Origin of the sequence: Thermoactinomyces sp. FSL K6-2592 (assembly GCF_038006465.1) — a bacterium.
Lineage (GTDB): Bacteria > Bacillota > Bacilli > Thermoactinomycetales > Thermoactinomycetaceae > Thermoactinomyces > Thermoactinomyces vulgaris.
In genome coordinates this window covers 1,731,435-1,755,991 of the sequence record NZ_JBBOVH010000001.1, presented here as the reverse complement: position 1 = coordinate 1,755,991, position 24,557 = coordinate 1,731,435, and the positions used below count along the sequence as shown (strand labels likewise).

Below are 24,557 nucleotides of genomic sequence, written 5' to 3'. Positions count from 1 at the left end.
GATGAAGGGGTGGTGCTGGCTTTATGCCTTACCATTTGGATTCGGTATTCCAGATTGCGGGGATCGGAATCATCGTGGCCATGATTCACACGGTGTTAAAACAAATGGGCAAGGAAGATTTCGCTCATTGGGTGACCTTGTTTGGTTTTGTCGTCGTTTTGTTTATGGTTGCAATGTTGCTTCAGGATTTGTTTCAAACCATTAAAAATGTCTTTTTGTTTCGTACTTGATGGGAGGCGATCCGCTTGGAAATCATCCAGGTGGCGGGCCTTGGCCTCATCACCACATTCCTTGTCCTGGCCGTAAAAGAACAAAGCCCCGTTTTTGCATTCTCATTGGCGCTGTTTGTCGGCGTGGTTATTTTTATCTTCCTGGCAACCAAAATCGGGGAAGTGATCGGCATCTTGAAGGATCTGGCGCATCTGGCCAAGGTGAATGACCTGTTTTTGGAAACCATCTTGAAAATCATCGGAATTGCTTACATTGCCGAGTTTGGGGCGCAAGTGACAAGGGATGCCGGACAAGATTCCATTGCTTCCAAGATTGAACTGGCAGGAAAAGTTTTGATCATGGTCATGGCCATCCCGATCATTACCGTGATGATTGAGACCATTATCCAAATTCTGCCCGCGTAAGGATGAAGGGGAATGAAGAAAAAGATTTTGCTTGGATGGATTTTGATTTTGATCACAGGCTTTCCTCTCTTGGCTGCGGCTGAAAGCGAGGGGGATTCCCGGATGGTCCATGAGATGATCCGTTCCCGCCTCGATCAGTTGCAAACCGAACAAGTCGAGGATTTTTGGAAACAAATTGCGCAAGATTATGAAAAATATTTGGACGGGCAGAGTTCAAAGGATATTTTTGATTTGATTCTCTCGGGGGAAAACGGTCTCAGCCTCAAGAACGTTTTAAGCGGTTTGATCCGGTATTTTTTCGATGAAGTCCTGTACAACGGGAAATTGTTGGGCAGCATCATCATCCTTACGGTTTTCAGCATGATTTTGCAAACGCTCCAGACGGCGTTTGAACAAAATCAGGTCAGTAAAGTGGCCTATGCCATCGTGTTTATGGTGGTGATCATTTTGGCGGTGAACAGTTTTTATGTCGCCGTCGATTCGGCCAAGCTGGCGATCGGGCGAATGACCGATTTCATGCTGTCGCTGGTTCCGTTGATGATGACGCTGATGGTGACGATGGGCAACGTGGTGTCCGTATCCCTTTTTCATCCCTTGATTGTTTTTATGATCCACATCATCGGAACGTTGATCTATACCGTGGTTTTTCCGCTGTTGTTTTTTTCGGCGGTGCTCAGCATCGTCAGCAGCATCACGGAGAAGTACAAAGTCAATCACTTGGCGGGATTGTTGCGCAAAACCGGTATCACTTTATTGGGAGGGCTGTTGGCCGTCTTTTTGGGGGTGATTTCCATTCAGGGAGCCACCAGTGCGGTGACCGACGGGATTACGCTTCGAACCGCCAAATACATCACGGGGAATTTTGTGCCGGTGGTGGGAAGAACCATTTCCGAAGCGGCAGACACCGTCATGAGTGCTTCTTTGCTGGTGAAAAACACCGTGGGGCTTTCCGGAGTGCTGATCCTCCTGTTTATTTGCGCTTTCCCGGCGTTGAAGATACTATCGCTTGCTTTTATCTATAATTTTTCGGCTGCCGTCATGCAACCTTTGGGAAGCAGTCCCATCATCGAAAGTTTAAACACGATCGGCAAAACACTGATCTATATCTTTGCGTCTTTGGCAACCGTCGGGCTCATGTTTTTTCTCTCCGTAACCATATTGGTAGCGGCCGGTAACATCTCCGCCATGATCAGGTAGGTGAAACAGATGGTCTCCTGGATGAGTGATTGGTTGAAGCAAATTGTCCTCTTGGTTTTGATCGCCACCTTTATTGATTTATTATTGCCGAATAATCGTCTGGACAGATATGTGAAATTGGTGATGGGGCTGCTCATCATTTTGGCGATGTTGTCACCCGTTTTCCAATTGCTCTCGGAAGACCATGATTTAAGATCCTTTGCCTTTCTCAGTTCAAGCCCGGCACTGTCCAAGGAAGTTTCGATGGAAGAAATAAAAAAACAAGGGGAGGCCCTCAAGCAGGAACAACAACAATGGATCCGGCAAGAAGCCGAATCAAGGGCCGGGGAACAGCTGAAAGACGAATTGCAACAGCGCTTCCAAGCCAAAGTGGAAAAAGCGGAAGTGAAATTAAAAATGGACGGAAACGAGCAGGCGATTGAAGGCATCGTGGTGGTCATGCGGCCCCTGGCTTCCCCGGCGACGCAATCGGACCGGTCCGTTGAACCCGTTGAAATCAATGTGGGAAAATCCGGCGATGGTACGCAAGAGAAAGATCAGGAAGCAAACCGGAAAAAACTGCAATGGGATGTGATACATTACCTTGAAAACCATTGGAATGTACCCAGGGAAAACATTCATGTGGAAGTGCAGGGGGAGTAGATGTTTGCCTGTTACGGTCATGGCCACCGGCTTTACATAACCATCAAAGACGGAGGTGAAAAGCAAACATGTTCAAAAAGCTTTTCCAAAACACGGCAGGGGACGGGGAGAAGTCGAAGCGCTTGGGATGGATTTTGATTTTGGGGGCTTCGGGGGTGGCGATCATGATTCTTTCATCCTTCATCCAAGTGAGAGAAGCTTCGTTGCCGCCGGATAAAAAGGATTCTCCCCAAGCGGAAGCCGATGCCAAACCGGCGGCCGTGACCTCTTCCTCAGATGATGCCCTCAGCATGATGGAATACGAGCAGAGGTACGAAAAAGAACTGGAGGAAGTGTTGAGCAAAATCGTGGGGGTGGAAGATGTTTCCGTCATCGTCAACTTGAATTCGACGGTGGAAGAGGTTTTGCAAGTGGATAAAAGGGAATCGCGCCAAGTGACGACGGAAACGGATAAAAACGGCGGGAAACGTTCCGTCACCCAAGACACCGAAGATCAAAAAACCGCTTACTACCGCGGTGAAAACGGGGAGAAGCCCGTGGTCATCAAGAAGTTAAAACCGCAAGTGCGGGGGGTGTTGGTCGTTGCGCGCGGAGTGGAAAACCTGAAGGTGAAAGCGATTGTGATTGAAGCGGTCCAACGGACGTTGGATGTTCCGGTGCATCGAATTTCTGTATTACCGAAAGGATAAAAAAGGAGGAAGTCTGAATGTCGGTGAACAAACAAACGGTATGGCTGGTGACGATGTTGTCCGTCATGGTCGTTTTGTCTGCCTATTATATCGTGACGGGTCCGGTTGAACCGGCTGATCAGGTGGCACAAACCGCCAAGGAAAAACAAGGGGATATCAAAGTGGATATCAAGCCGGTCGATGAACCGTCTTCTTCCGGCCAAAAATCGGCGGAAGTTCTGGAGAACCAGTCCAATGATTTTTTTGTCGGTTATCAGTTGCAACGGAGCACGTTGCGCCAAAAAATGGTCGAAGAATACATGCAAGTGCTGACCAATCCGGAAGCACCCGAGAAGGAAGTGGAAGAGGCCAATCAGAAAATCCAGCAATTGATGAAAATTGACAATCAGGAGACCGTGTTGGAAGAACTGATCCGGAAAGAAGGTTATCAGGATGCCGTGGTCATTACCAATCTTCCGCACGTCGATGTGATTGTCCAAAGCGAAAAGCTGGACAAAAAACAAGTGGTGAAATTAATCAGTCTGGTCCGCCAGCATCTGCAAGTCGATCCGCATCATGTGACCGTCGCATACCGCTGAAAAAAAGAAATGATCAAAAAACCGGTTTCAACAAGGAAACTGGTTTATTTTTTTACATACGGACATTTGGTAAAACCGGGTCGGTTGTTTTACTATGTAAAGAGGTGGTCAAACCACTGAAAATGCGTTATGCTATTAGCGTTATCATGGATTTTGCTTTGGGCAGAAATTAAGGGAGGAAATTAAAGATGAATTTTAAACCGTATGAGATTCGCGAACTGATCCGATTAATTGATGAATCTCAAATCGATGAGTTTGAACTCGAGTTTGAAGGAAACAAAATTTATATGAAAAAGTCCGGCACAAACAGCGGAGCTTCTGCAACGCTCACGACATCCGAACCGGCTGCTCAAGCGTCACCTGTACAAGCTGTCCCGACCCCCAAAGCAGTGGTTCCGGAACCCGTCGCGGCGCCAAAGGAACAGGAGGCTCAGGAACCGGCACCGCAAGCGGCGGAGGAAGATGATCCGACTTTACATAAAATTGTTTCGCCCATGGTTGGCACCTTTTACCGCGCTCCGGCTCCGGATGCCGATCCTTATGTAAAAGAAGGAGACACCATTCAAAAAGATACAGTGGTTTGCATCGTGGAAGCGATGAAATTGATGAATGAAATTGAAGCGGAAGTAAACGGTACCATTGTGAAAGTATTGGTGGAAAACGGACAACTGGTGGAATACGGCCAACCCTTGTTCTTGGTGAAAACCACATAACGGCCGCGGAAGGAGGATGACGATGTTTAAAAAGCTCTTAATCGCTAACCGCGGTGAAATTGCTGTGCGAATTATTCGTGCCTGCAAGGAGCTCGGAATTTCCACGGTGGCCGTTTATTCCGAGGCAGACCGGGAAGCATTGCATGTGACGCTGGCGGACGAAGCTTATTGCATCGGTCCGGCTCCAAGCAAAGACAGCTATTTGAATATGACCAACCTGATGAGCACGGCAACACTGGTCGGAGTGGATGCCATTCACCCGGGATACGGTTTTTTGTCTGAGAATGCCGATTTTGCCGAGTTATGCGCTGCTTGCAATATTACGTTTGTGGGCCCTTCGCCGGAAGCGATTCAAAAAATGGGGGATAAGACGACGGCCCGTGATACCATGAAAGAGGCCGGGGTGCCGGTCGTGCCGGGGACCGAGGGAGTGATTGAGGATGTGGATGAGGCCGTGCAGACCGCCAAAGAAATCGGTTTCCCGGTGATTGTGAAAGCAACCGCCGGCGGGGGCGGAAAAGGAATGCGTGTGGTCCATCACGAAGAAGAGCTGAAACGGGCGATTGCACTTGCGCAGAAGGAAGCCGAAGCCAATTTCGGCAATCCGGGTGTTTATTTGGAAAAATACCTGGTGGAACCCCGTCACATTGAGATCCAGGTATTGGCGGACCAGCACGGAAATGTGATTCACCTCGGAGAACGGGATTGTTCGATCCAGCGGCGGTATCAAAAACTGGTGGAAGAAGCACCTTCTCCCGCATTGTCTCCGGAATTGCGGGAAAAGATGGGGGAAGCGGCAGTGAAAGCAGCCCGGTCCGTCCAATATTCGGGAGCCGGCACAGTGGAGTTTCTCCTGGATAAAGAAGGAAACTTCTATTTCATGGAAATGAATACACGTATCCAGGTGGAGCATCCGGTTACCGAGCTGATTACAGGTGTGGATTTGGTGAAAGAGCAAATCCGGATTGCCGCCGGCGAGAAACTTTCGCTTCGTCAGGAAGATGTCCGGATCAACGGTTGGTCGATTGAATGCCGGATCAATGCCGAGCGTCCGGAAAAAGATTTCATGCCTTCACCGGGAACCATCCAATTCTACCTGCAGCCGGGAGGAAACGGAGTGCGGGTGGACAGCGCTTGTTATCAAGGCTTTAAGATTCAGCCGTTCTATGATTCCATGGTGGCAAAGTTGATTGTATGGGGAAAAGATCGCAATGAAGCGATTGAGCGGATGAAACGGGCATTAAATGAATTTGCGATCGACGGAATCCATACAACCATTCCGTTCCACCTGAAACTGATGCAACATCCGAAATTTGCCGAAGGGGATTTTGACATTCTTTTCTTGGAGAAGAATCCATTAAATAAGGAGAGTATGGATCAATGAACGAAATCTACGAGTATGATCAAAATGCGATTGGCAAGATTGAGATTGCGCCGGAAGTGATCCAAATTATTTCGGGGATTGCAGCGGCTTCCGTCGAGGGCGTCATCGGATTGAGCGGGGGAACCGCCGCGAATATCAATCAGTTGTTGGGCCGCAAAAATTTGAAAAAAGGAATTCATGTGGATTTGGGAGAACAATTGGCAGTTGACTTGTCCATTGTGGTACAATATGGTTTCAGTATTCCTGAACTGGGCCGTAAAGTGCAGGAGGAAGTAAAACAAGCCATCGAAAACATGACCGGGCTTCAAGTGGATCAAGTTTCCGTGAAAATCAGCGGCATCAAGATGCCGGCAAACGATTCCGGGGATGAAAATAATGAGCCAAACCCGCCACGTGTGAAATAAGAATGGCTTGTGCAGTTTTTTGGTTAAAATAAAGTGGGAAGATCGAAGACCGGGCTGAATGGCTCGGGCTTCTTTTTGGGGGATTGTTGATGAGCAGGAGAGAGATCAGGGAAAAAGTGATTCAAACATTGTATGAGTGTGAATTTCGCCCGGATGAGCGGGAGGAAATCGTGTCTGTGCGCAGTACCGAACTCGCGGGGGAAGAGCGCTCGCATTTTTTGCATTTAACGGAAGGGGTTTTGCAAAATGCTTCCAGTCTGGATGAAGTGTTTCGCCCCTTGTTGAAAAAAGGCTGGTCATTGGAACGGATTCCCACCGTGGATAAAATGATCTTGCGCTTGGCCATATTTGAATTGTCATATGAAAAAGATGTGCCCAAGGCCGTGGTGATCAATGAAGCGGTCGAACTGGCCAAATCTTTTTCCGGCGAAGAATCCGGCCGGTTTATCAACGGGGTTTTGGGAAGAGTGGCAAAAGAAGAAGCCGGGCAAATAACCGAACAATAAATTTGAATAAAGAGGAGAGGGGATGGGGCCTTCCCTCTTTTTTATATATGAAAACGCTTGTATTTTAAGTGTTTGCGGAAGGTCTTTACATCAAAGTATTTAGCATATAAACTGAACATTAATTAATTATTAACCTTTAATGTTAAGGGAGTGAGCGCGTTGTCTTATCAATTGATTGATGGAAAACAAATCGCCAAAGAAATTCGTGCGGAGTTGAAAAAGGAAGTCGGCCAATTAACCGAAGAGGGGTTGAAACCGGGATTGGCCGTCATTCTGGTGGGAAACAATCCGGCATCCGAAACTTATGTGCGGAGTAAAATCCGGGCATCGGAAGAAATCGGCCTCCACTCCCGGTTGATCCGGATGGAGGAAACCGTTCAAGAAGAAGAGTTGTTGAATCAAGTGAAAGAATTGAATGAGGATCCGGCCATTCATGGAATTTTGGTGCAACTGCCCCTACCTGCTCACATCGACCCGGATAAAGTGATTGCAACCATTTCCCCGTCCAAAGATGTGGACGGCTTTTCCCCCGTCAATATGGGAAAGATGATGATCGGACAAAACGGTTTGTTGCCGTGCACCCCTTACGGAATCATGCAATTGTTTAAACGGACGGGAATTTCTCTCGAAGGGAAACATGCGGTTGTGGTTGGAAGAAGCAATATTGTCGGCAAGCCGATGGCCATGTTGTTGCAACAGGCCAATGCCACTGTGACATTGTGCCATTCGAAAACGGTGGATCTGGCTCATCACACCCGCCAGGCGGACGTTCTTGTCGCCGCTGTGGGAAGAGGCGAAATGATCACCAAAGAGTTTGTCAAACCCGGAGCCGTGGTGATTGATGTGGGGATGAACCGGAATGAAGCCGGCAAATTGGTGGGAGACGTGAACTTTGAAGAAGTGGCGCCGGTTTGTTCGGCGATTACTCCGGTGCCGGGCGGCGTCGGCCCGATGACGGTGGCAATGCTGATGAAAAACACCGTCATGGCGGCGAAAAAGCTGTGGCAACGTGCAAATTAAATGAAAAAGAAAGAGGCTTCCTCTGTTGGAGGAGAGCCTCTTTCTTTTATAATGGAAAAGATAAGTGATTTAAAAAGGCAAAGTGAGGGGAAGTTATGTTCCGTGAACCGGAACGCGATGTCTGGTCAGTCACTGACCTGGTGGAATACCTTTATACGTCGCTGAATCTGGATGAAAATTTGAAAAAGATCTGGCTGGAAGGAGAAATTACAAATTTCTCCCAAAACCGGAAAAGCCGCCATATGTATTTCACCATCAAGGATGATCAAGCCGCCATCGATGCGGTCATGTTTGCGGGAAACAACCGCCGTTTGCGCTTTGTGCCCAAAAACGGGGACCGGGTGTTGATCCGCGGGTATGTTTCTTTATACATGAAAAACGGTCATCTGCAGATTTATGTGCAGGATATGCGGCTCAGCGGAACCGGGGATTTGTACATCGCTTTTGAGCGTCTGAAAGAAAAACTTTCGGCGGAAGGACTGTTTGACAAAGAAAAAAAGCCCCTGCCCAAGTTTCCGGGAAAAGTGGGGGTAATTACCTCTGCCAGCGGAGCCGCTGTTCGTGATATTATTGTAACGATTCGCCGGCGCTATCCGATTGCATCCATTCTTTTATATCCGGTTTCGGTTCAAGGGGATGAAGCGGCACGGGAAATCGCCAAAGCCATTGATCACATGAACGAAATGGATGAAGTGGATGTATTGATTGTCGGAAGAGGAGGCGGCTCGTTGGAGGAATTGTGGGCATTCAATGAAGAAGTGGTTGCCCGGAGCATTTATCGTTCCAAATTGCCGGTGGTATCGGCGGTCGGGCACGAAACCGATGTGACCATCAGCGATTTGGTGGCCGATTTACGGGCTCCCACTCCGACGGCAGCTGCGGAGTTTGTGGTCCCCGAGCTGTTGGAGCTGAAAAATCAAACCACTCAGTTAACCCGGCGTTTGATTCAGTCTGAGCAGTCGGTCTTGGATCGGATGAAAGAACGGGTCAAAAACCAAGTCAACCGGGCTGTCTTTCTGGATCCGAAAGCACGCCTCTATCAATACACCCAACGGCTTGATCATTTACAGACGCGGCTGGAAAATGCCATGCAAACATCGCTTGAAAACAAAAAACGGGATTTTTCAGAAGCGAAGTTTCAATTAAAGGCTTGCCATCCGTCGCAAAAATTGTCTAAACTGAGTGAGCAGTTGGCGTTATTGATCAAAGACAGCCGGGCCCTGATGCGTCAGCGGTTGAAAACCGAAAAACAACGCTACCATCATCAACTGGCCCAATTGGATGCACTGAGTCCGTTAAAGGTGATGCAACGCGGATATTCTCTCGTTTACCGACTTCATAAGAATGAACTGATTAAATCCGTCCGGCAAGCGGAGCCCGGGGATTTGATTCAAGTCCGTCTCGCTGACGGGCGGTTGAGATGTCAAGTGTACAGAGCGGAGGAGGAGAACAATGACTGAATCAAAAGATCTGTCCGCATTCGAGTCCCTGCCGTTTGAAGATGCATTGAAACGGCTGGAACAAGTGGTGCAACAGCTGGAAAAAGGCGACACTCCTCTGGAGCAGGCGATTCAGTTGTTTGATGAAGGGATGAAGTTGGCCCATGTCTGCGGAAAAAAGCTGGAATGGGCGGAACATCAGGTCGAGATGCTGGTTAAGGAGAATGGAGAGTGGCTGAAAAAACCGTTTGAAATAGAGGAGGATTTGGAGTAAGTGCAATCCATTACATCATATATCAAGGAACAAGCGGATCGGGTCCACCGGGCTTTGGACCAATATTTGGACCAGATGGACAGCCTGCCCGATGTGTTGCGGCAATCCATGCGGTATTCGCTTTTGGCCGGGGGGAAACGGTTGCGTCCGGTGTTGACGCTGGCCACCGTGGAGTCGCTTGGAAAAGATCCCGAAAAAGCCATGCCATTTGCATGTGCCATTGAAATGATTCATACGTATTCCCTGATTCATGATGACTTGCCGAGCATGGATGACGACGATTACAGACGGGGTAAACTGACCAACCACAAAGTGTTTGGGGAGGCTCAGGCCATTTTGGCCGGGGATGCCCTGTTGACGGAAGCATTCGGTTTAATGGCCGCCGCGGCCAAAAAGGAAGGATTGCCTGCGGAAGTGGCCCTGACGATGATTGAAGAAGGGGCCCGCAGTGCAGGGGCGCGCGGAATGGTCGGAGGCCAGTCGGATGACCTGTTGAGCGAAAACCGGAAGATCAGCTTGGAAGAACTGGAAAGCATTCACAAAAGAAAAACCGGGGATTTGATCGCCTTTTCGGTGCGCATGGGAGCGCATTTTTGCCAGGCTGAATCCTCCGTGCTTGATGCTTTGACGCGTTTTGCTTATCAAATCGGTCTTGCGTATCAAATCCAGGACGATATTTTGGATGTGACCGGCACCACCGAAGTGATTGGAAAACCGGCCGGAAGCGACATCAAATCCAATAAAGCAACTTATCCGTCATTGCTCGGTCTTGAAGAATCCAAAAGAAGACTGAAATTGCTCACGGAGGATGCCAAAAACACGTTGATGGCCCATCCGGGGATTGAACCGTCCCGGTTGTTGGAAATCGCCGATTATTTATTGTCCCGTGATCATTAACGCCAATGTATGATAAAGAGAGAGCCTTGTGCTATAATAAAATATGTTTTCAGCAAGTGGGTCTCTTGAAAAGGGAAAGGGATGCACATCGGGAACCGTCAGATGACAAGCAGGCTGTATTTTGCCGGAAAAGCCTGCTTGATGCGGTACTCGTCCCCAGGGGTACCACTTGCGAGAACCGGGAAAAATACATATCCATCGTTGGAGAAACGATGAACGGCACCGGTCCTTGCGGCCGGCATTTTTCTGAATGGATTCGGGCAAAGGAAAGATGACGGATGTTCAGGATGTCACTGCATTTTTAAAGGGATCAGGACTCATCTGTATCGGATCATATTCATGATGGCAACGATGGCGGAGGAAATCCCGTGAAAGCGGGGATAGGCTGCTGTGAAAAGCGGACTTGACCTTGTGGTGTCGTAATCGCTTCCAACCTCTCTCTTTTTTCGCAGTGATTTTTCGGACCAAAGCCACTTGTCAATTTCCTTTGCTCATCTTATTATTTTTCAAGTAAGTCATGTAAACCAAAATGAAAAGAAAGCGAAAGCGAGGCGTTTTTCGTGCACCTCGAGCAGATTAATTCGCCAGATGAATTAAAAAAATTACCTGTGGAAGAACTTCCGAAATTGGCGGAGGAAATCAGCCGGTTTCTCATTGAAAGTTTGTCGAAGACCGGAGGACATTTGGCCTCCAATTTGGGTGTGGTGGAACTGACGATTGCCCTTCATTATTTGTTTGACAGTCCCAGAGACAAAATTTTGTGGGATGTCGGCCATCAGGCTTATGTGCATAAAATTTTGACGGGCCGCCGGGAAATGTTTTCCACTTTGCGACAGTACAAAGGGTTGTGCGGTTTTCCGAAGATGAGAGAATCGGAGCATGACTGTTGGGAAACCGGACACAGCAGCACATCCTTGTCTGGGGCGATGGGGATGGTTGCGGCCCGGGATTTGAAAGGGGAAGACTACAAAGTCATCCCGGTGATCGGGGATGGCGCCCTGACTGGCGGCATGGCTTTGGAAGCACTCAACCATATCGGGGAATCCCAAAGCGATATGATCGTCATTTTAAATGACAATGAAATGTCCATCAGCCCGAATGTCGGTGCCATTCACAATCATTTGGCCCGTCTTCGCACAAACAAAAGCTATAACAAGATGAAAGACGAAATCCAGCATCTTTTGAAGAAGATTCCGACCGTCGGCGTGCCTTTCGCCAAAACATTGGAAAGAATAAAAGACAGTTTGAAATATTTGGTGGTATCCGGAGTCTTTTTTGAACATCTGGGCTTTACTTATATCGGGCCGGTAGACGGCCATCAATTGGATGAATTGATGGAAAGCCTGCGTTTGGCCGGCAAGACCAAAGGGCCGGTGTTGGTCCATGTCATCACGAGAAAAGGATACGGGTATAAGCCCGCTGAAGATGATTCCGTTGTGTACCACGGAGTCGGAACGTACAAAATTGAATCCGGTGCTTTTCAAAAGAAAGCAGGAGGTCCTCCGAATTACCCCTCGGTTTTTGGAAAAACCCTGGTGAAGCTGGCTGAAAAAGACGAGCGCATTGTCGCGATCACCCCGGCGATGCTGACCGGTTCCAAATTGGAAGCTTTTCAGAAAAAGTTTCCGCAGCGTTGTTTTGATGTGGGAATCGCGGAACAACATGCCGTCACTTTTGCCGCAGGCCTTGCAACCCAAGGGATGAAACCGGTGCTCGCCATTTATTCCACCTTTTTGCAAAGAGGTTATGATCAACTGGTTCACGACGTTTGCCGGCAGAACCTGAATGTGGTTTTTGCAGTGGATCGGGCCGGATTTGTCGGTGAAGATGGGGAAACCCATCAGGGGATTTATGACATCGGATATATGCGCAGTCAGCCGAACATCGTGATCATGATGCCAAAAGATGAAAATGAATTGCAGCACATGATCCATACGGCCGTCCAATACAACGACGGGCCTGTCGCCGTCCGGTACTCCAAAAGCGCCGGGGTCGGGGTTCCCATGGATGATGAATTGAAGTTGTTGCCCATCGGGAAAGCGGAAGAGGTGAGACCCGGAAAAGATGTGGCCATTTTGGCACTGGGTCCGATGGTTCAAACCTCTTTGGAAGCGGCTGAACAGTTGAAAGAAAAGGGCATTGATGCGCGTGTGATCAACGCCCGGTTTGCCAAGCCGCTGGATACCGGGCTTTTGGATCAGCTGGCTGACGAAAACATCCCGTTGATCACGGTGGAAGAAGCCGCGGTGATTGGCGGTTTCGGCAGTGCCGTGCTGGAATATTACCAGCAAAAAGAAATCGAAATGCCCAAGGTGAAAATTTTGGGGGTTCCGGATATCTACGTGGAACACGGAAGCATCGATGACCAACGGAGAGAAGTCGGATTAACTCCGGAAGGCATTGCCGATACTGTTAACAGATTTTTATCACAAAAAATCCAAAAAGCTTGAGGGTTGAACGTGGAAAAAAAGGAACGCATTGATACTTTACTGGTTCAAAAAGGCCTGTTTGCAAGCCGTGAACAGGCCAAACGATCCATCATGGCCGGACTGGTTTATGTAAATCAGGAACGGATCGAGAAAGCAGGAACCAAAGTCCCGGTGGATGTGTCCATCGAGGTGAAAGGGCAACTTCACCCTTATGTCAGCCGCGGCGGATTAAAGCTGGAAGAAGCGGTGAAAACATTTGGCATTGATTTGAAAAACCGCGTCCTTTTGGATATCGGGGCTTCCACCGGGGGATTTACCGATTGTGCGCTGCAAAACGGTGCAAAACAGGTGTATGCCATTGATGTCGGCTATGGACAACTTGCTTGGAAATTGCGGCAAGACCCGCGGGTGATCGTGATGGAGCGGACGAACTTCCGGTATGTCAAACCGGAACATTTGACAGGGGATATCCCTGACTTTGCCGTGATTGATGTTTCATTTATTTCCTTAAAGCATATCTTTCCCAATTTAAAAGACCTGCTCAGCCGCGGCGGGGAAGTGGTGGCATTGATCAAACCCCAATTTGAAGCTGGCAAAGAAGAAGTCGGCAAAAAAGGGATTGTCAAAGATCCCAAAGTGCACCGGAAAGTTTTGATGAATACCGTGAAGCTGGCCGAATCCCTGAATTACCGGGTGGAAGGAATCACGCCATCCCCGATTCAGGGAGGAGAAGGAAATATTGAATTTCTGGGATATCTCACTTTCCCGAAAACCCGGGAAAGCAACATCGATTGGGAAACCAAGATAAAAGAAGTGGTGGATGAAGCGCACGAGCGGTTTTGATGAATTGAAAAAAGGGTTCACCCGCATGACTTCGAATTAGTAGGTAAAGGAGGGGGGGAATGGTGACCCGACCGGGCGATACCCTTGTACTTTTTCTGCTAATCGGAGTCATCTTTTATTTAATTTGGAAAAAGTTATTGGACTTATACCCGAAAAAGGAAGAACCGGATGAAGAGATTGAGGGTGAAGTTCCGGACTTGTTGCGGCAACAAGGATATGAAGTGGTGGGGGAAAAAGAGAGGATTCCGTTTGACATCGATTACGGTGGACGCCAGTATGCCAGCCGGTTGTTCATCGATTATGTCGCCCGCCGCGATGATGCGTGGTATGTTGTGATTGTCGCAAGACCGCGCAAACCCATCCGGGAATCCGGAGCCGGATTGAGGGACTTTTTCCTGCCGTATTATTTGTTGTACCGTCCGGATGCCATTTTGTATGTGGACCGCGATCAGGGAACGATCAAGAAGATCGAATTTGACATACCGGATGTCTCCTTTCAAAAGCAAAAACATGTTTTGTTTTATTTGGCACCGGTGATATTGATCTTGTTCGCCGCTCTGTTTATATTATTATGATTGCAACGTGGTTATTGGGGTGGAAATGGTTGAAAACAATCGGGATTAAAGTAAATCGATCCAAACCGAAAGCTTTTGCGGTTGCAGAGAAAATGAAACGGGAATTGGAAAAAAGAGGGGTTGATGTCTGTTTTGAACCAGATATTGCAGCTGACTTGGGATATCCCGACTTGGGGCTTCCTTTGGAGGAATTCGCCAACCGTGTCGAACTGGTCTTTGTCCTGGGCGGCGACGGAACCTTGTTGGGGGTGGCCAGACAGTTAGCGCGGTATCAAATCCCGATTCTCGGTTTTAATTTGGGAAATCTGGGCTTTTTGTCCGAAGCGGAAACCGGCGGTCTGTCCGAAGCGATTGAACGGGTGCTTTCCGGGGATTATGTGATCGAATGCCGCCTGATGCTTGAAGCGGAAGTCATCCGCAACGGCCGTGTGATTGAAACCGGGGTTGCGCTCAATGATGTGGGGATCGCCAAAGGCTCTTTCGGCCGGATGATCACTTGCACAGCGTATATGGACGGGAATTTTCTCGGAACCTATACAGGTGATGGGGTCATTATCTCCACGCCGACCGGTTCGACTGCCTATTCCTTGTCCTGCGGAGGGCCGATTGTCTATCCGGGAATCCGGGCATTGCTTTTGACGCCGATTTGTTCACATACATTGACTTCCAGACCCATGGTTCTTCCGTCTGAATCGGTCATCGATATCCATGTTTCGGCCGTTCACCGGGAGATGGGCATCACCATCGATGGTCAGATCGGCTATTGTTTGAAGGAAGGAGATATTGTCCGGGTAAAGCGTTATAAGCACTCCGCTTTACTGATCAAATGGCAGGATCGTTCATTTTTTGAGGTGGTACGCCAAAAACTGCAAGGCGAGAGTGTGGATGTTAGCAGGGTAGGTGGAGAACATGAAGGCACAGCGCCATATTAAAATCCGTGAAATCATTTCAAGCAAAGAGATTGAAACACAAGACGATTTGGTCGCGGAATTGAAAAAAGCGGGTTTCAATGTGACACAGGCAACCGTCTCCAGGGACATTAAAGAATTGCATCTGGTGAAAGTTCCGACAGCCAGCGGGGCATATAAATATTCACTTCCCACCGGGGAAAAACGTTTTGATCCGTTAAGAAAATTAAAGCGGACACTTCAGGAATCTTTCGTGAGCATCGATTACAGCGAAAACCTGGTTTTGCTCAAAACCTTGCCCGGTAATGCCCAAGCCGTGGCCGCTTTGTTGGATCATTTGGATTGGGAAGAGTTGATGGGTACGATTGCAGGGGATGACACCATATTGATCATTTCCCGGACCAAAGAGCAGGCACCTCAATTAATGCAGCGCTTCTTGGATTTGCTGTAAGGAGGCGGTCGGGATGCTGAAGGAACTCGTTATTCGCCACTTTGCCATCATTGAAGAGGTGCATATCGCATTTGACCATGGGTTTCATGTGTTAACAGGCGAAACGGGCGCCGGGAAATCCATCTTGATTGATGCTCTGGGCTTGGTTGCCGGCGGCAGGGCATCTGCGGATTTTGTCCGCCATGGAGAAGGAAAAGCCGAAATCGAAGCGGTGTTTGAACTGGATCAAGAGCATGCTGCACGGGCTCCGCTGGTGGAGTGGGGATTTGATGAGGAAGAGTTGGATCAAATCATCATCCGCAGAGAGATCACTGCGCAAGGGAAAAGCACCTGCCGGATCAATGGAAGAGTGGTCACGCTGTCCTTGCTCAAACAAGTCGGACCCCGTTTGATTGACATCTCCGGACAGCACGAGCACCAATCATTGCTGAAAACGGAGGAACATTTGGAGTGGCTGGACCATTTCGGCGGCGAGGAAATTCTTTCATTGCGCCGGCAATATGAAGAGATATATGTTTCTTACGATAAAGTAAAGCGCCAATTGGAACAATTTCGAAAAAATCAGAGGGATTTGGACCGGCGTTTGGATTTGCTCCGTTTTCAGGCCGATGAAATTGAAGCAGCTCAGTTGACCCCCGGGGAAGAAGAAGCTTTGGAATCGGAACACAAACGTTTGGCTTCCGCCGAGAAACTGATGGTCCACAGTGCGAAGGCATATGAATACTTAAACGGTGAACAGGGAGGCATCAGCCTCGTGCAGGAGGCGATATCCCATTTAAGCCAGATTTCCGAAGTGGACGAGTTTTTGGAAAATGTGGCGGAACTGGCCCGGTCGGCCTGTTACCAACTGGAAGAAGCGGCAATTGAAATTGCCCGCTATCAGGACAGTTTTGAGTTCGATCCCAAACGCCTTTACGAGGTGGAAGAAAGAATCCATTTGATTCACCAATTAAAACGCAAATATGGGGACAGCATTGAAGAGATTTTGGCTTATAAAGAACAAGTGGACCAAGAACTGCATGAGCTCGAAAATCATGAGGAAATTGAAGCGGAACTCAGCGCAAAATGCCGCCAATATGCGGAGCAATTGAAAGAATTGGCGCAAAAGCTCACATCGAAACGGAAAAAAGCCGCATCTGCATTGGAAACCAGAGTGGAGCAGGAATTGAAGGATTTAAATATGGGGTCGACCGTTTTTCACGTCGCCTTTTTTCCGGAGCCTTACCGCCATGACGTTTTTTATGCTCACGGGCAGGATCAAATTGAGTTTCAAATTGCCCCCAACCCTGGCGAACCGTTAAAGCCGCTTGCCAAAATTGCATCCGGGGGAGAATTGTCCCGGTTGATGCTGGCGCTCAAATGTATTTTTACCGAAGTGAACCGGAATGATACATTGGTCTTTGACGAGATTGACACGGGAGTGAGCGGCCGCGCAGCGCAAGCCATTGCGGAAAAAATTGCGTTTTTGTCGAACAGGCATCAAGTCCTGTGCGTGACTCATTTGCCCCAAGTGGCTTGTATGGCGGACTGCCATATGTACATTGCAAAAGAAGTATTGCAATCCAAGACAAGGACAAAAGTGGAGAAGCTGGACATGGAAGGTCGCACGGTTGAATTGGCGCGCATGCTAGGCGGCGTGGAAGTGACCAGTACGACCCGGAATCACGCCCGGGAAATGATCCGGCTGGCTGAAGAACAAAAGAAACAATATGTGAGGTGAGTGCCTTTAACCCAGGTGTTAAAGGCTTTTTTGTTTTTTAATTGGCATTTGGTTTTTCAGGGAACATGTTCATGAGCAGGAATGTTTTGAAGGACATAAAAGGCCGGTGAAGCGGTTACCTTAAGATTAGTAAGCTGCACCTTTCAAAATTGGCGAAAGGGAAGGCGGGAAGCTCAGGAGAGTGGTAAGATTGCAAAGCAAAGGGAAACGAAAATGGTTGGGATTTCTCCTGGTGCTTCTCCTGATGTTGGGAAGTACTACAAGTGTCTTTCAGCAATGGATCCAATTTCCACATGAGATCCGCCTTTTTCAGGGTGAATCAAAACAGCTTCCTTTATCCATGCCTGCCACCGCTACTGCCAGTGTATCCGATCCCCGTATTCTCCATGTGAACGGATTCCGTCAAGCTGAGGTTCCGGTGGATCTCAAAAAGCCTGTCACTTTATTTACCAACACAGCCGGAAAGACTTGGCTGACCCTGAACTTATTTGGTGCATTCCCGATTAAAAAAGTCCAAGTGAATGTTTATCCCAGGTTAAAGGTGATCCCCGGCGGACAATCCATTGGAGTGAAGGTTTATTCCAAAGGAGTGATTGTCGTCGGCCACCATCGTATCCAGACCAGCGATGAAAAGGTGGATTCACCGGCTGAAAAAGCTGACATCCGGATCGGCGATTATATTGTGGCCATGAACGGAAAGCCGGTCAACCGGGTGCAGGATGTGGCCAAAGAAGTCAAAAAATCGGAGGATAAACCGATCCGGGTCACACTGATACGGGAAGGAAAACAAAAAAACACCACCATTCAGGCACAAAAAGATGCCAGGGAAAACCGTTACCGCTTGGGGATTTATATCCGCGACTCCGCGGCCGGGGTGGGAACGCTGACCTTTTATGATCCTGAAAAACATGTGTACGGGGCATTGGGACATGTCGTGACAGACGTGGATACCGGACTGCCGATTCGTGTGGGGGAAGGAAAGATTGTCCAATCCAATGTGACCTCGATTCAAAAAGGGGAATCTGGTGAACCGGGTGAAAAAAGAGCCATTTTCTTCAGGGAAAATCAAGTGTTGGGGAACATCCGCCAGAATACACCGTTCGGGATTTTCGGGCAGATGAATGAGGCCCCGGCTAACGGAAAATACCAAAAACCGATTCCGGTTGCTCTCGCTGATGAAGTGAAAGAGGGCCCTGCCAAAATCCTGACGGTGGTTGAGGGGCAAAAAGTGGAGGAATACAACATTGAAATCGTGCATGCCATCAAACAAAAATTTCCGGCGACCAAAGGATTGATCATCAAAGTGACGGATCCCCGGTTATTGAAAAAAACCGGCGGCATTGTCCAGGGAATGAGTGGAAGCCCGATCATTCAAAACGGAAAATTAATTGGGGCAGTAACTCACGTGTTTGTCAATGATCCAACTTCGGGATATGGAACTTTTATCGAATGGATGTTGCAAGATGCAGGGGTGATTCAATCAACAGCGGCTACACATCGTAGCCGCTTTTTTCTCTTCAGGATCGATCCAGTTGTTTTAAAAGTTGATCTTTCGTCTGAATTTGTTGAAGGGCCGCATCCACGTGCTCAGCAGCAGAAACCCGGTTTCCATCCAAAGCAAATTTCCCTTGATAAGCGCCCACGATCACGTAGCTGGGATCATTTGTCACCGGACCTTCGTATTTTTTCAATAACAAAACATACGAGTCATCCGCATCCATGACTTCATTTCCTTCCACGGTAAAATTCATATTTTTCTGTACACCACCGGTTTCCAAAATGGATATGACTTTTTGCGGAGCGTTCCCTTCATAGACCTGATCAATTTGAAACGAAGTCAGGGTAAACGGAACCCGGTCATAGAAAAAACTTTTTTGCCCGGAAAGAGCCTTGCCCTCCACGATTAAATCAGCTTCTTGCTGCATTTCTTTCACACTGGAATACATTTTGTTCAAGGACACACCCACTTCCACCTCTTTCGGTTGGAAGAAAGAAACATAGATCCCGGCCGCCGTCAACAAAGCAAGACTTGTGATCCCGATGGAATAAAGAAGGTGTTTGGACTTCCTCAGCATAAATAAACCTCCTTAAAAATTAATAAATGGCATTCACTCCGCTGATGTCATCCTGGGTCGGGGAATAAACCGTTCTCCCGTCATTGCTGTACATGACTGCTCCACCGGGTCCCAGCCGGTCTTCATGGGCAAGACCGATCGCATGCCCCAGTTCGTGCGTGATGACTCCTTTTCGAACCTGAGAGGAATAACTGTCGGTATAATAACGGTTGATGGAAATATCCATTTGGTAAACCGTGCTGCCTGAAGCGGAAGTAACGGTGCAAAGGCCGCTCCAGGAAACATTTCCATAATTGCCGGCCTCCGTGCGAATCCCGGCACTGGACCCTCCGTAACTGAGATTTACATCCGTCCGGCTGCTCCATTCCGCAGCGCCGTTTTCGCACTGTGTCGTATAGTCGCCTCCCATATCGCATTCATACGTAATATTGCTGCTTGACCATCTGTAACCCCACAAATTGTAAGCAAAGGCCGGAGTCCATGCCAGCAGGGTGACCACAAACAAACTGAGGACTACCAATTTTTTGGCCAAGAAAAACCCTCCTTATAAAAATATTCTGACTATATAATTGGCTACAAAGGAGGGAAAACCTGCTTTTTTATATAAAAAAATTCTAATTCAAAATACTTTTATACAAACAAAGAGCAAACCAACAAGAAAAAAAAGGCAAGAATCCATTTTCGGAATCTTGCCTTTGAATTTGGCTTCAAATTGCTGAGTCGGGTTGTTCTTTCCAATCTTGGTATAACAAGCCGGTGGCAAAAGTGACAAGCGGAACAAACAACATATTGACCAGCATGACCACGGATGCCACCACGAGGTAGCGGTCGGTGAATAAGAATGTGATCGATTGGACGATCCACTCGACAGCCAGCTCCACGATCAAGAAGCCAAAAATAATACCACACAGTTTCCAGAAATTGCTTTTGCCAAATTGAAAGGCTTGTTTGAAGCCTTCCCACCATTTTTTTTCGTCCAGTACCACGGCAAAAGGGAAGGCATTAAACAGAACCATCAAAACCAGTCCCGGGATAAGGAGAAGGAAAGTTCCGGTGACCACTCCCAAAGTATAGAGAATGGACATCACAAAAACGACAAAACCATATTGCCAAAAGCTCCCGTATGCACTCGAAAACTCAATGTATTCCCGTTTCCGGTAACTGTCCAAGAGCTTGATAAAGGGAATTTGGACCAGTGATCCGGCAATCAACATATTGATGCCGTAGAACAAATCAGCGATATGAATCTGAGGTAACCAATAATAGAAATAAAAATAGTTGTTGATGAGTATACACAGAAACTGGATTGGAACGATCACGATCAAACCCAGCAATAAGATCTTGCCAAATTCTTCGCGATACAGTTGTAACGAATCCCGAATGAGCATTTTGTCCTCCTTCAACATTTAGTCTCTGGGGTTGCGAATACTTTCTATTTGTTTTTTTTGTTTTTCTTTATTCGCCTTATCTCTATACACATCGTTTTTGAAATCTTCGTATTCAGCCATGGTTGCCTTGTCGGCATTCAGCCATTTATGCAGTTTATTCAGCCGCATATAGGAAACCTGTTTTGAGAGATCCAAAAAAGAAATGGATGCTTTTAGTTGCTTCATGAATTTTGTCCGTTCTTCTTCCGTTTCGATCTGTACTTCAAATTGTATTTTTTGAATGTCCATCATTCGCTCGAAATTTTTTCTGACCTTTTCATAGATATCTTTAGTAACCAGATAATCTGTTGTGAGTTCGGTAAATTGTTTTTTTGCGTTTTCCACCACTTGTTTAAGTTCCTCTTGTGTTTCAAACATCGTTTGTGGAATAGAACAAAAGATTTCATAACCTTTTTTGAAGGATGGATCATTAGATGCGTTGACAGTATCTGCAAAAGAATCCAGCAGGGATTGCAACTTTTTCCATATACCCATGGGTCTTTCCGACCATTTTGATCCATAAGTAAAAACATGTTTCAATCCTGATTCGACATCAGTTATATAATGATAAACTTCAACACAATCTTTATGAAGAGGCAAAGTGCCGTCTTCCTTGACAATCAAAATACCGTTCACTTTTTTTTCAGAGTAGCCATAAGTAATATTGTAAAATGTACTGCCGTTTACAACGGCTCGTTGGGGATAAATGTTATATACTTCTCCGTCTCGCAAATAATTCTCTGCCATATTTTTGATATGTTCTGGCGGTTCTGGAAGGGGGTTACCTCTAAGTTCATCCAAATTCATTGTTTTAGCCCTCCTTTGTTTAACCGAAAAGTTTGTTCCAAGCCGATTTTACACCATTTTTCACGGCGTTAACCCCTTTTTTCGCCAAATCAACGGCTCCTTGTGCCATCTTTTTGATGCCTTCCCGATGGGTCCAAATGGCACTTCCAGCCCATAATACCGTACCGGCAGCGGCTAAACCGATTCCCCAAGGAGTGGGTCCCATCAAGGCTCCTGCCGAAATCAGACCTTCACCGAAACTTCCCACAGCTTTGATGGCTGCATCCCGGGCTTCTGCACCTTTGCCGGCTTTCCAATTTTTGTAGGTGTCAATCAGATTATTTCCTGTATCGATAGCGGCAACACTAATGCCAACCCAGCCGAGACCTTTGGACAATTTGGAAACGGAACTGAGTTTTCCGATTTGACTTTGAATCTCGGCTCTTTGAAGTAATGAACCCATTTCTTGGAGGTTTTCCAGGTTGCGGATTTCTTTTAGAACTTTATATTTATCCCAAACTTCTTTGCCCTTTTCTGCCCCATCCCAAGTATCAATAAAGATTTTCCCGGCGGACCCATCTTTAAAAACCAAGTTTCCCATGGCTGACCGCGGGATTTTCACTATGTTGCCGTAAACGGCTCCTTTGGGGGAGATTTCATCAATCGGATTGTAAAGATAAGGTTCAATGGAAGCGGCTTGTTCTTTGAAAAAGTCATTGATCACAAATTTCATGACTGTCCAGGGATCCGGACCGTCGTTTTTCTTTTCGTTTTTGGATTGCGGTTGTTGTTTTTGCTCCGGTGTTTCCACTTTGGTGTTTTCATCGTTGATCTTTTTTTGCTCTTCCGGTTTCGGCCCTTCCTTCGGCTTGTAAAAATGGTCATCGACCGAAGGAACGTTGATGCCGCCTCCTTCAGCGTGGGAAATCGCCGGTGACAATGGAATGACCATTCCGATCATCATGCAGATGATTGCCATCAGCAGGCGGTGGGTCATGTTTTTTCGCATGTGACGCATACACATGGTTACGGAAAACAAAAGCAGAAGGTTGGGTTTTAAACCGTTTCCTTCGCTGGCGCAAGTATGTATGTAATTTGTTTTCCGTAACAGATTCACCTTCCTTTCTTTGGATGTGATTTCATGGTTGTCATAACAGACAGAATGAACCCAAGGGTTCATTCTGTTTAAGCAATATTTTGATTTATTTGCAAACCGGTGTACGGTTTACAACCTATGTAAATAATCATAAATCATAGCCAATTATACTTGTTTTTGTAATATTCGATTTAACACAATCTTGTCTATATTGTTAATTCTTTTTTAAAGACGCTTGAAATGGATGATTTAAGGGAAAAATACAAATTTCTTTCAACATATTTTTTTATATTAGCATATTTTGTCTTGGAAGGGTAGGGATGAGCGAAGAAATCTGGAAGGAAATCTATAAAAAAGGAGTAAATCAGATAAAGTCATTCATAATTTCATTCCATGGAGTTTAAATTGCATCTTTTACGGTCAGATGCTGTCGGATGGAGATTGCAAGGGGGAGGGGAAGGTGTTATGTTATGAGTCGTTTCAATCAATGAAAAAAGACTGCTGTTGGAACACAGCAGTCTTAAGCGGTATTTTTGATTTCTTCCAAATAGTCTTTGGCTTTTTGCTCGTTAAATTGTTTTTCCCATTTGGACATGACAACCGATGCCAAAGAATTGCCCATGACGTTGACAACCGTACGCATCATGTCCATAATGCGGTCGACGCCGGCAATGAATGCCAATCCTTCTGCCGGGATGCCGACAACATGCAAGGTGGCTAACAGGACCACGAAGGAAACTCCCGGAACTCCGGCAATTCCTTTGGAGGTTACCATGAGTGTGAGCAAAAGGGTGACCTGTTGGGTGACGGTTAAATCGATGCCATACATCTGGGCGATGAAAATGGCCGCAATGGCTTGGTACAGCGTGGAACCATCCAGATTAAACGAATAACCGGTTGGAATGACAAACGAAGTGATCGCTTTAGGGCAGCCAAACCGCTCCATTTTCTCCATCAATTTTGGCAAAACGGCTTCCGAGCTGGAAGTGGAGTAAGCCAAAATCAATTCGTCTTTTAAGATTTTGACCAAATGAAAAATGTTGATCCCGACGATTTTTGCGGTAAGCCCCAAGACTACGACAATAAAAAAGATCATGGCCGCATAAACCAAGATCACGAGTTTGCTCAATGGAATCAAGGATTCGATCCCAAATTTGGAAACCGTGACTCCGATCAGGGCAAAGACGCCAAAGGGAGCAAATTTCATGACGGTATTGGTGACATAAAACATGGCATCGGCGGTTCCTTGGAAAAACCTGAGCACGGGTTTTCCTTTTTCACCGATCGCGGCGATCCCGAGGCCAAACATGACGGAGAAGAAGATGATGGCCAACATGTCGCCTTCCACAATGTCCGCAAACAAGTTTTCCGGGACGATTTGGACGACGGTGTCAATGAGCCCGTGTTCTTCCGTTTCTTTCGTGGTTTCTTGGTATTGGCTGATATCGGTTTGCTCGATGGATTGCATGTCAACGCCCTTACCCGGTTGAAACACGTTGGCGGCGAGCAATCCAACCAGCAGTGCGATGGTAGTGATGATTTCGAAATAAAGAATGGTTTTTCCGCCGAGTTTCCCCAGTTTTTTGATGTCACCGACACCGGCTACGCCGACAATAATGCTGGAAATGACAATGGGGATGACAATCATTTTGATGAGGCGCAAGAAAATGTCACCGACGGGTTGCAGGTATTTTTCGATATTCGGATTACCGAAGAAAACGGCTCCGACAATGATTCCCAAGATAAGCCCGATAAATATTTGCCATGCCAGACTGATTTTAACCTTTTTCATTCAATCACCTCGCAAAAATTGACATGATTATAAATGTTTATGACTTTTTATTAATTGATCTAGTAAATAAACGACAA

General features: G+C 47.1%; 26 protein-coding genes. 21 read left to right on the top strand and 5 right to left on the bottom strand.

The window, feature by feature from the left end; genetic code table 11:
• Window positions 1-23: 23 nt before the first annotated feature.
• The 21 genes from spoIIIAC (at window position 24) to spoIVB (ending at window position 19,027) form a co-directional block, all read left to right on the top strand.
• Window positions 24-230, top strand: a complete 207-nt coding sequence (gene spoIIIAC / locus NYE37_RS09205) for a stage III sporulation protein AC (protein WP_037993870.1) — start codon at window positions 24-26, stop codon at window positions 228-230.
• A 15-nt stretch (window positions 231-245) separates the two neighbouring features.
• Complete coding sequence (gene spoIIIAD, locus NYE37_RS09200) at window positions 246-635, top strand: stage III sporulation protein AD (protein ID WP_049719938.1); 390 nt, start codon at window positions 246-248, stop codon at window positions 633-635.
• A gap of 12 nt (window positions 636-647) precedes the next feature.
• Complete coding sequence (gene spoIIIAE, locus NYE37_RS09195; protein ID WP_049719939.1) at window positions 648-1,832, top strand: stage III sporulation protein AE; 1,185 nt, start codon at window positions 648-650, stop codon at window positions 1,830-1,832.
• 21 nt (window positions 1,833-1,853) lie between these two features.
• Window positions 1,854-2,474, top strand: coding sequence for a stage III sporulation protein AF (gene spoIIIAF, locus NYE37_RS09190; protein ID WP_165489748.1), 621 nt, complete (start codon window positions 1,854-1,856; stop codon window positions 2,472-2,474).
• A 68-nt stretch (window positions 2,475-2,542) separates the two neighbouring features.
• Window positions 2,543-3,163 (top strand): stage III sporulation protein AG, encoded by a 621-nt coding sequence (gene spoIIIAG, locus NYE37_RS09185; RefSeq protein WP_049719941.1) that lies wholly within the window; start codon window positions 2,543-2,545, stop codon window positions 3,161-3,163.
• Between the two features lie 17 nt (window positions 3,164-3,180).
• Window positions 3,181-3,741 (top strand): SpoIIIAH-like family protein, encoded by a 561-nt coding sequence (locus NYE37_RS09180; RefSeq protein ID WP_049719942.1) that lies wholly within the window; start codon window positions 3,181-3,183, stop codon window positions 3,739-3,741.
• 188 nt (window positions 3,742-3,929) lie between these two features.
• Window positions 3,930-4,454, top strand: a complete 525-nt coding sequence (gene accB / locus NYE37_RS09175) for an acetyl-CoA carboxylase biotin carboxyl carrier protein (RefSeq protein ID WP_049719943.1) — start codon at window positions 3,930-3,932, stop codon at window positions 4,452-4,454.
• A 22-nt stretch (window positions 4,455-4,476) separates the two neighbouring features.
• Window positions 4,477-5,838 carry an acetyl-CoA carboxylase biotin carboxylase subunit gene (gene accC / locus NYE37_RS09170; protein WP_049719944.1) on the top strand — a complete coding sequence of 454 codons (1,362 nt, stop codon included), beginning with the start codon at window positions 4,477-4,479 and terminating at the stop codon, window positions 5,836-5,838.
• Window positions 5,835-6,242 carry an Asp23/Gls24 family envelope stress response protein gene (locus NYE37_RS09165; protein ID WP_037993857.1) on the top strand — a complete coding sequence of 136 codons (408 nt, stop codon included), beginning with the start codon at window positions 5,835-5,837 and terminating at the stop codon, window positions 6,240-6,242. Before accC ends, NYE37_RS09165 begins: the two co-directional genes overlap by 4 nt.
• Window positions 6,243-6,331: 89 nt before the next feature.
• Complete coding sequence (nusB, locus tag NYE37_RS09160; RefSeq protein WP_037993855.1) at window positions 6,332-6,748, top strand: transcription antitermination factor NusB; 417 nt, start codon at window positions 6,332-6,334, stop codon at window positions 6,746-6,748.
• A 159-nt stretch (window positions 6,749-6,907) separates the two neighbouring features.
• Window positions 6,908-7,768 (top strand): bifunctional methylenetetrahydrofolate dehydrogenase/methenyltetrahydrofolate cyclohydrolase FolD, encoded by an 861-nt coding sequence (gene folD, locus NYE37_RS09155; protein WP_037993853.1) that lies wholly within the window; start codon window positions 6,908-6,910, stop codon window positions 7,766-7,768.
• 95 nt (window positions 7,769-7,863) lie between these two features.
• Complete coding sequence (gene xseA, locus NYE37_RS09150; RefSeq protein WP_037993851.1) at window positions 7,864-9,228, top strand: exodeoxyribonuclease VII large subunit; 1,365 nt, start codon at window positions 7,864-7,866, stop codon at window positions 9,226-9,228.
• Window positions 9,221-9,481 (top strand): exodeoxyribonuclease VII small subunit, encoded by a 261-nt coding sequence (gene xseB / locus NYE37_RS09145; RefSeq protein ID WP_037993848.1) that lies wholly within the window; start codon window positions 9,221-9,223, stop codon window positions 9,479-9,481. The genes xseA and xseB overlap by 8 nt, the downstream gene beginning before the upstream one ends.
• The gene (locus tag NYE37_RS09140) at window positions 9,482-10,378 is read left to right on the top strand and encodes a polyprenyl synthetase family protein (protein WP_049719945.1); all 897 of its coding nucleotides are present in this window, start codon (window positions 9,482-9,484) and stop codon (window positions 10,376-10,378) included.
• A gap of 560 nt (window positions 10,379-10,938) precedes the next feature.
• Entirely contained in the window at window positions 10,939-12,828 is a 1,890-nt protein-coding gene (dxs, locus tag NYE37_RS09135) for a 1-deoxy-D-xylulose-5-phosphate synthase (protein ID WP_340711938.1), read from the top strand.
• A gap of 9 nt (window positions 12,829-12,837) precedes the next feature.
• Complete coding sequence (locus tag NYE37_RS09130) at window positions 12,838-13,650, top strand: TlyA family RNA methyltransferase (RefSeq protein WP_037993838.1); 813 nt, start codon at window positions 12,838-12,840, stop codon at window positions 13,648-13,650.
• Window positions 13,651-13,709: 59 nt separating this feature from the next.
• Entirely contained in the window at window positions 13,710-14,225 is a 516-nt protein-coding gene (locus NYE37_RS09125; protein WP_049719946.1) for a hypothetical protein, read from the top strand.
• Window positions 14,226-14,254: 29 nt separating this feature from the next.
• Window positions 14,255-15,157, top strand: coding sequence for an NAD(+)/NADH kinase (locus NYE37_RS09120; RefSeq protein ID WP_049719947.1), 903 nt, complete (start codon window positions 14,255-14,257; stop codon window positions 15,155-15,157).
• Window positions 15,135-15,584, top strand: coding sequence for a transcriptional regulator AhrC/ArgR (gene ahrC, locus NYE37_RS09115; RefSeq protein WP_049719948.1), 450 nt, complete (start codon window positions 15,135-15,137; stop codon window positions 15,582-15,584). Before NYE37_RS09120 ends, ahrC begins: the two co-directional genes overlap by 23 nt.
• 13 nt (window positions 15,585-15,597) lie before the next feature.
• Window positions 15,598-17,304 carry a DNA repair protein RecN gene (gene recN / locus NYE37_RS09110; protein ID WP_049719949.1) on the top strand — a complete coding sequence of 569 codons (1,707 nt, stop codon included), beginning with the start codon at window positions 15,598-15,600 and terminating at the stop codon, window positions 17,302-17,304.
• A 181-nt stretch (window positions 17,305-17,485) separates the two neighbouring features.
• On the top strand, window positions 17,486-19,027 hold the full coding sequence (gene spoIVB / locus NYE37_RS09105) for a SpoIVB peptidase (protein WP_386089823.1): 1,542 nt from the start codon (window positions 17,486-17,488) through the stop codon (window positions 19,025-19,027).
• A 371-nt stretch (window positions 19,028-19,398) separates the two neighbouring features.
• On the opposite strand, the gene NYE37_RS09100 is transcribed toward spoIVB, so the two are convergent.
• From NYE37_RS09100 to gltP, 5 genes are all read right to left on the bottom strand, one after another.
• The gene (locus NYE37_RS09100; RefSeq protein WP_049719950.1) at window positions 19,399-19,911 is read right to left on the bottom strand and encodes a M57 family metalloprotease; all 513 of its coding nucleotides are present in this window, start codon (window positions 19,909-19,911) and stop codon (window positions 19,399-19,401) included.
• 175 nt (window positions 19,912-20,086) lie between these two features.
• Window positions 20,087-20,767, bottom strand: a complete 681-nt coding sequence (locus NYE37_RS09095; RefSeq protein ID WP_049719951.1) for a hypothetical protein — start codon at window positions 20,765-20,767, stop codon at window positions 20,087-20,089.
• A gap of 18 nt (window positions 20,768-20,785) precedes the next feature.
• Complete coding sequence (locus NYE37_RS09090; RefSeq protein WP_037993828.1) at window positions 20,786-21,613, bottom strand: hypothetical protein; 828 nt, start codon at window positions 21,611-21,613, stop codon at window positions 20,786-20,788.
• 19 nt (window positions 21,614-21,632) lie between these two features.
• On the bottom strand, window positions 21,633-22,709 hold the full coding sequence (locus tag NYE37_RS09085; protein WP_340711937.1) for a hypothetical protein: 1,077 nt from the start codon (window positions 22,707-22,709) through the stop codon (window positions 21,633-21,635).
• A gap of 499 nt (window positions 22,710-23,208) precedes the next feature.
• Window positions 23,209-24,480: a glutamate/aspartate:proton symporter GltP gene (gene gltP / locus NYE37_RS09080; RefSeq protein ID WP_340711936.1), complete on the bottom strand. Its 1,272-nt coding sequence runs from the start codon at window positions 24,478-24,480 to the stop codon at window positions 23,209-23,211.
• Window positions 24,481-24,557 lie beyond the last annotated feature (77 nt).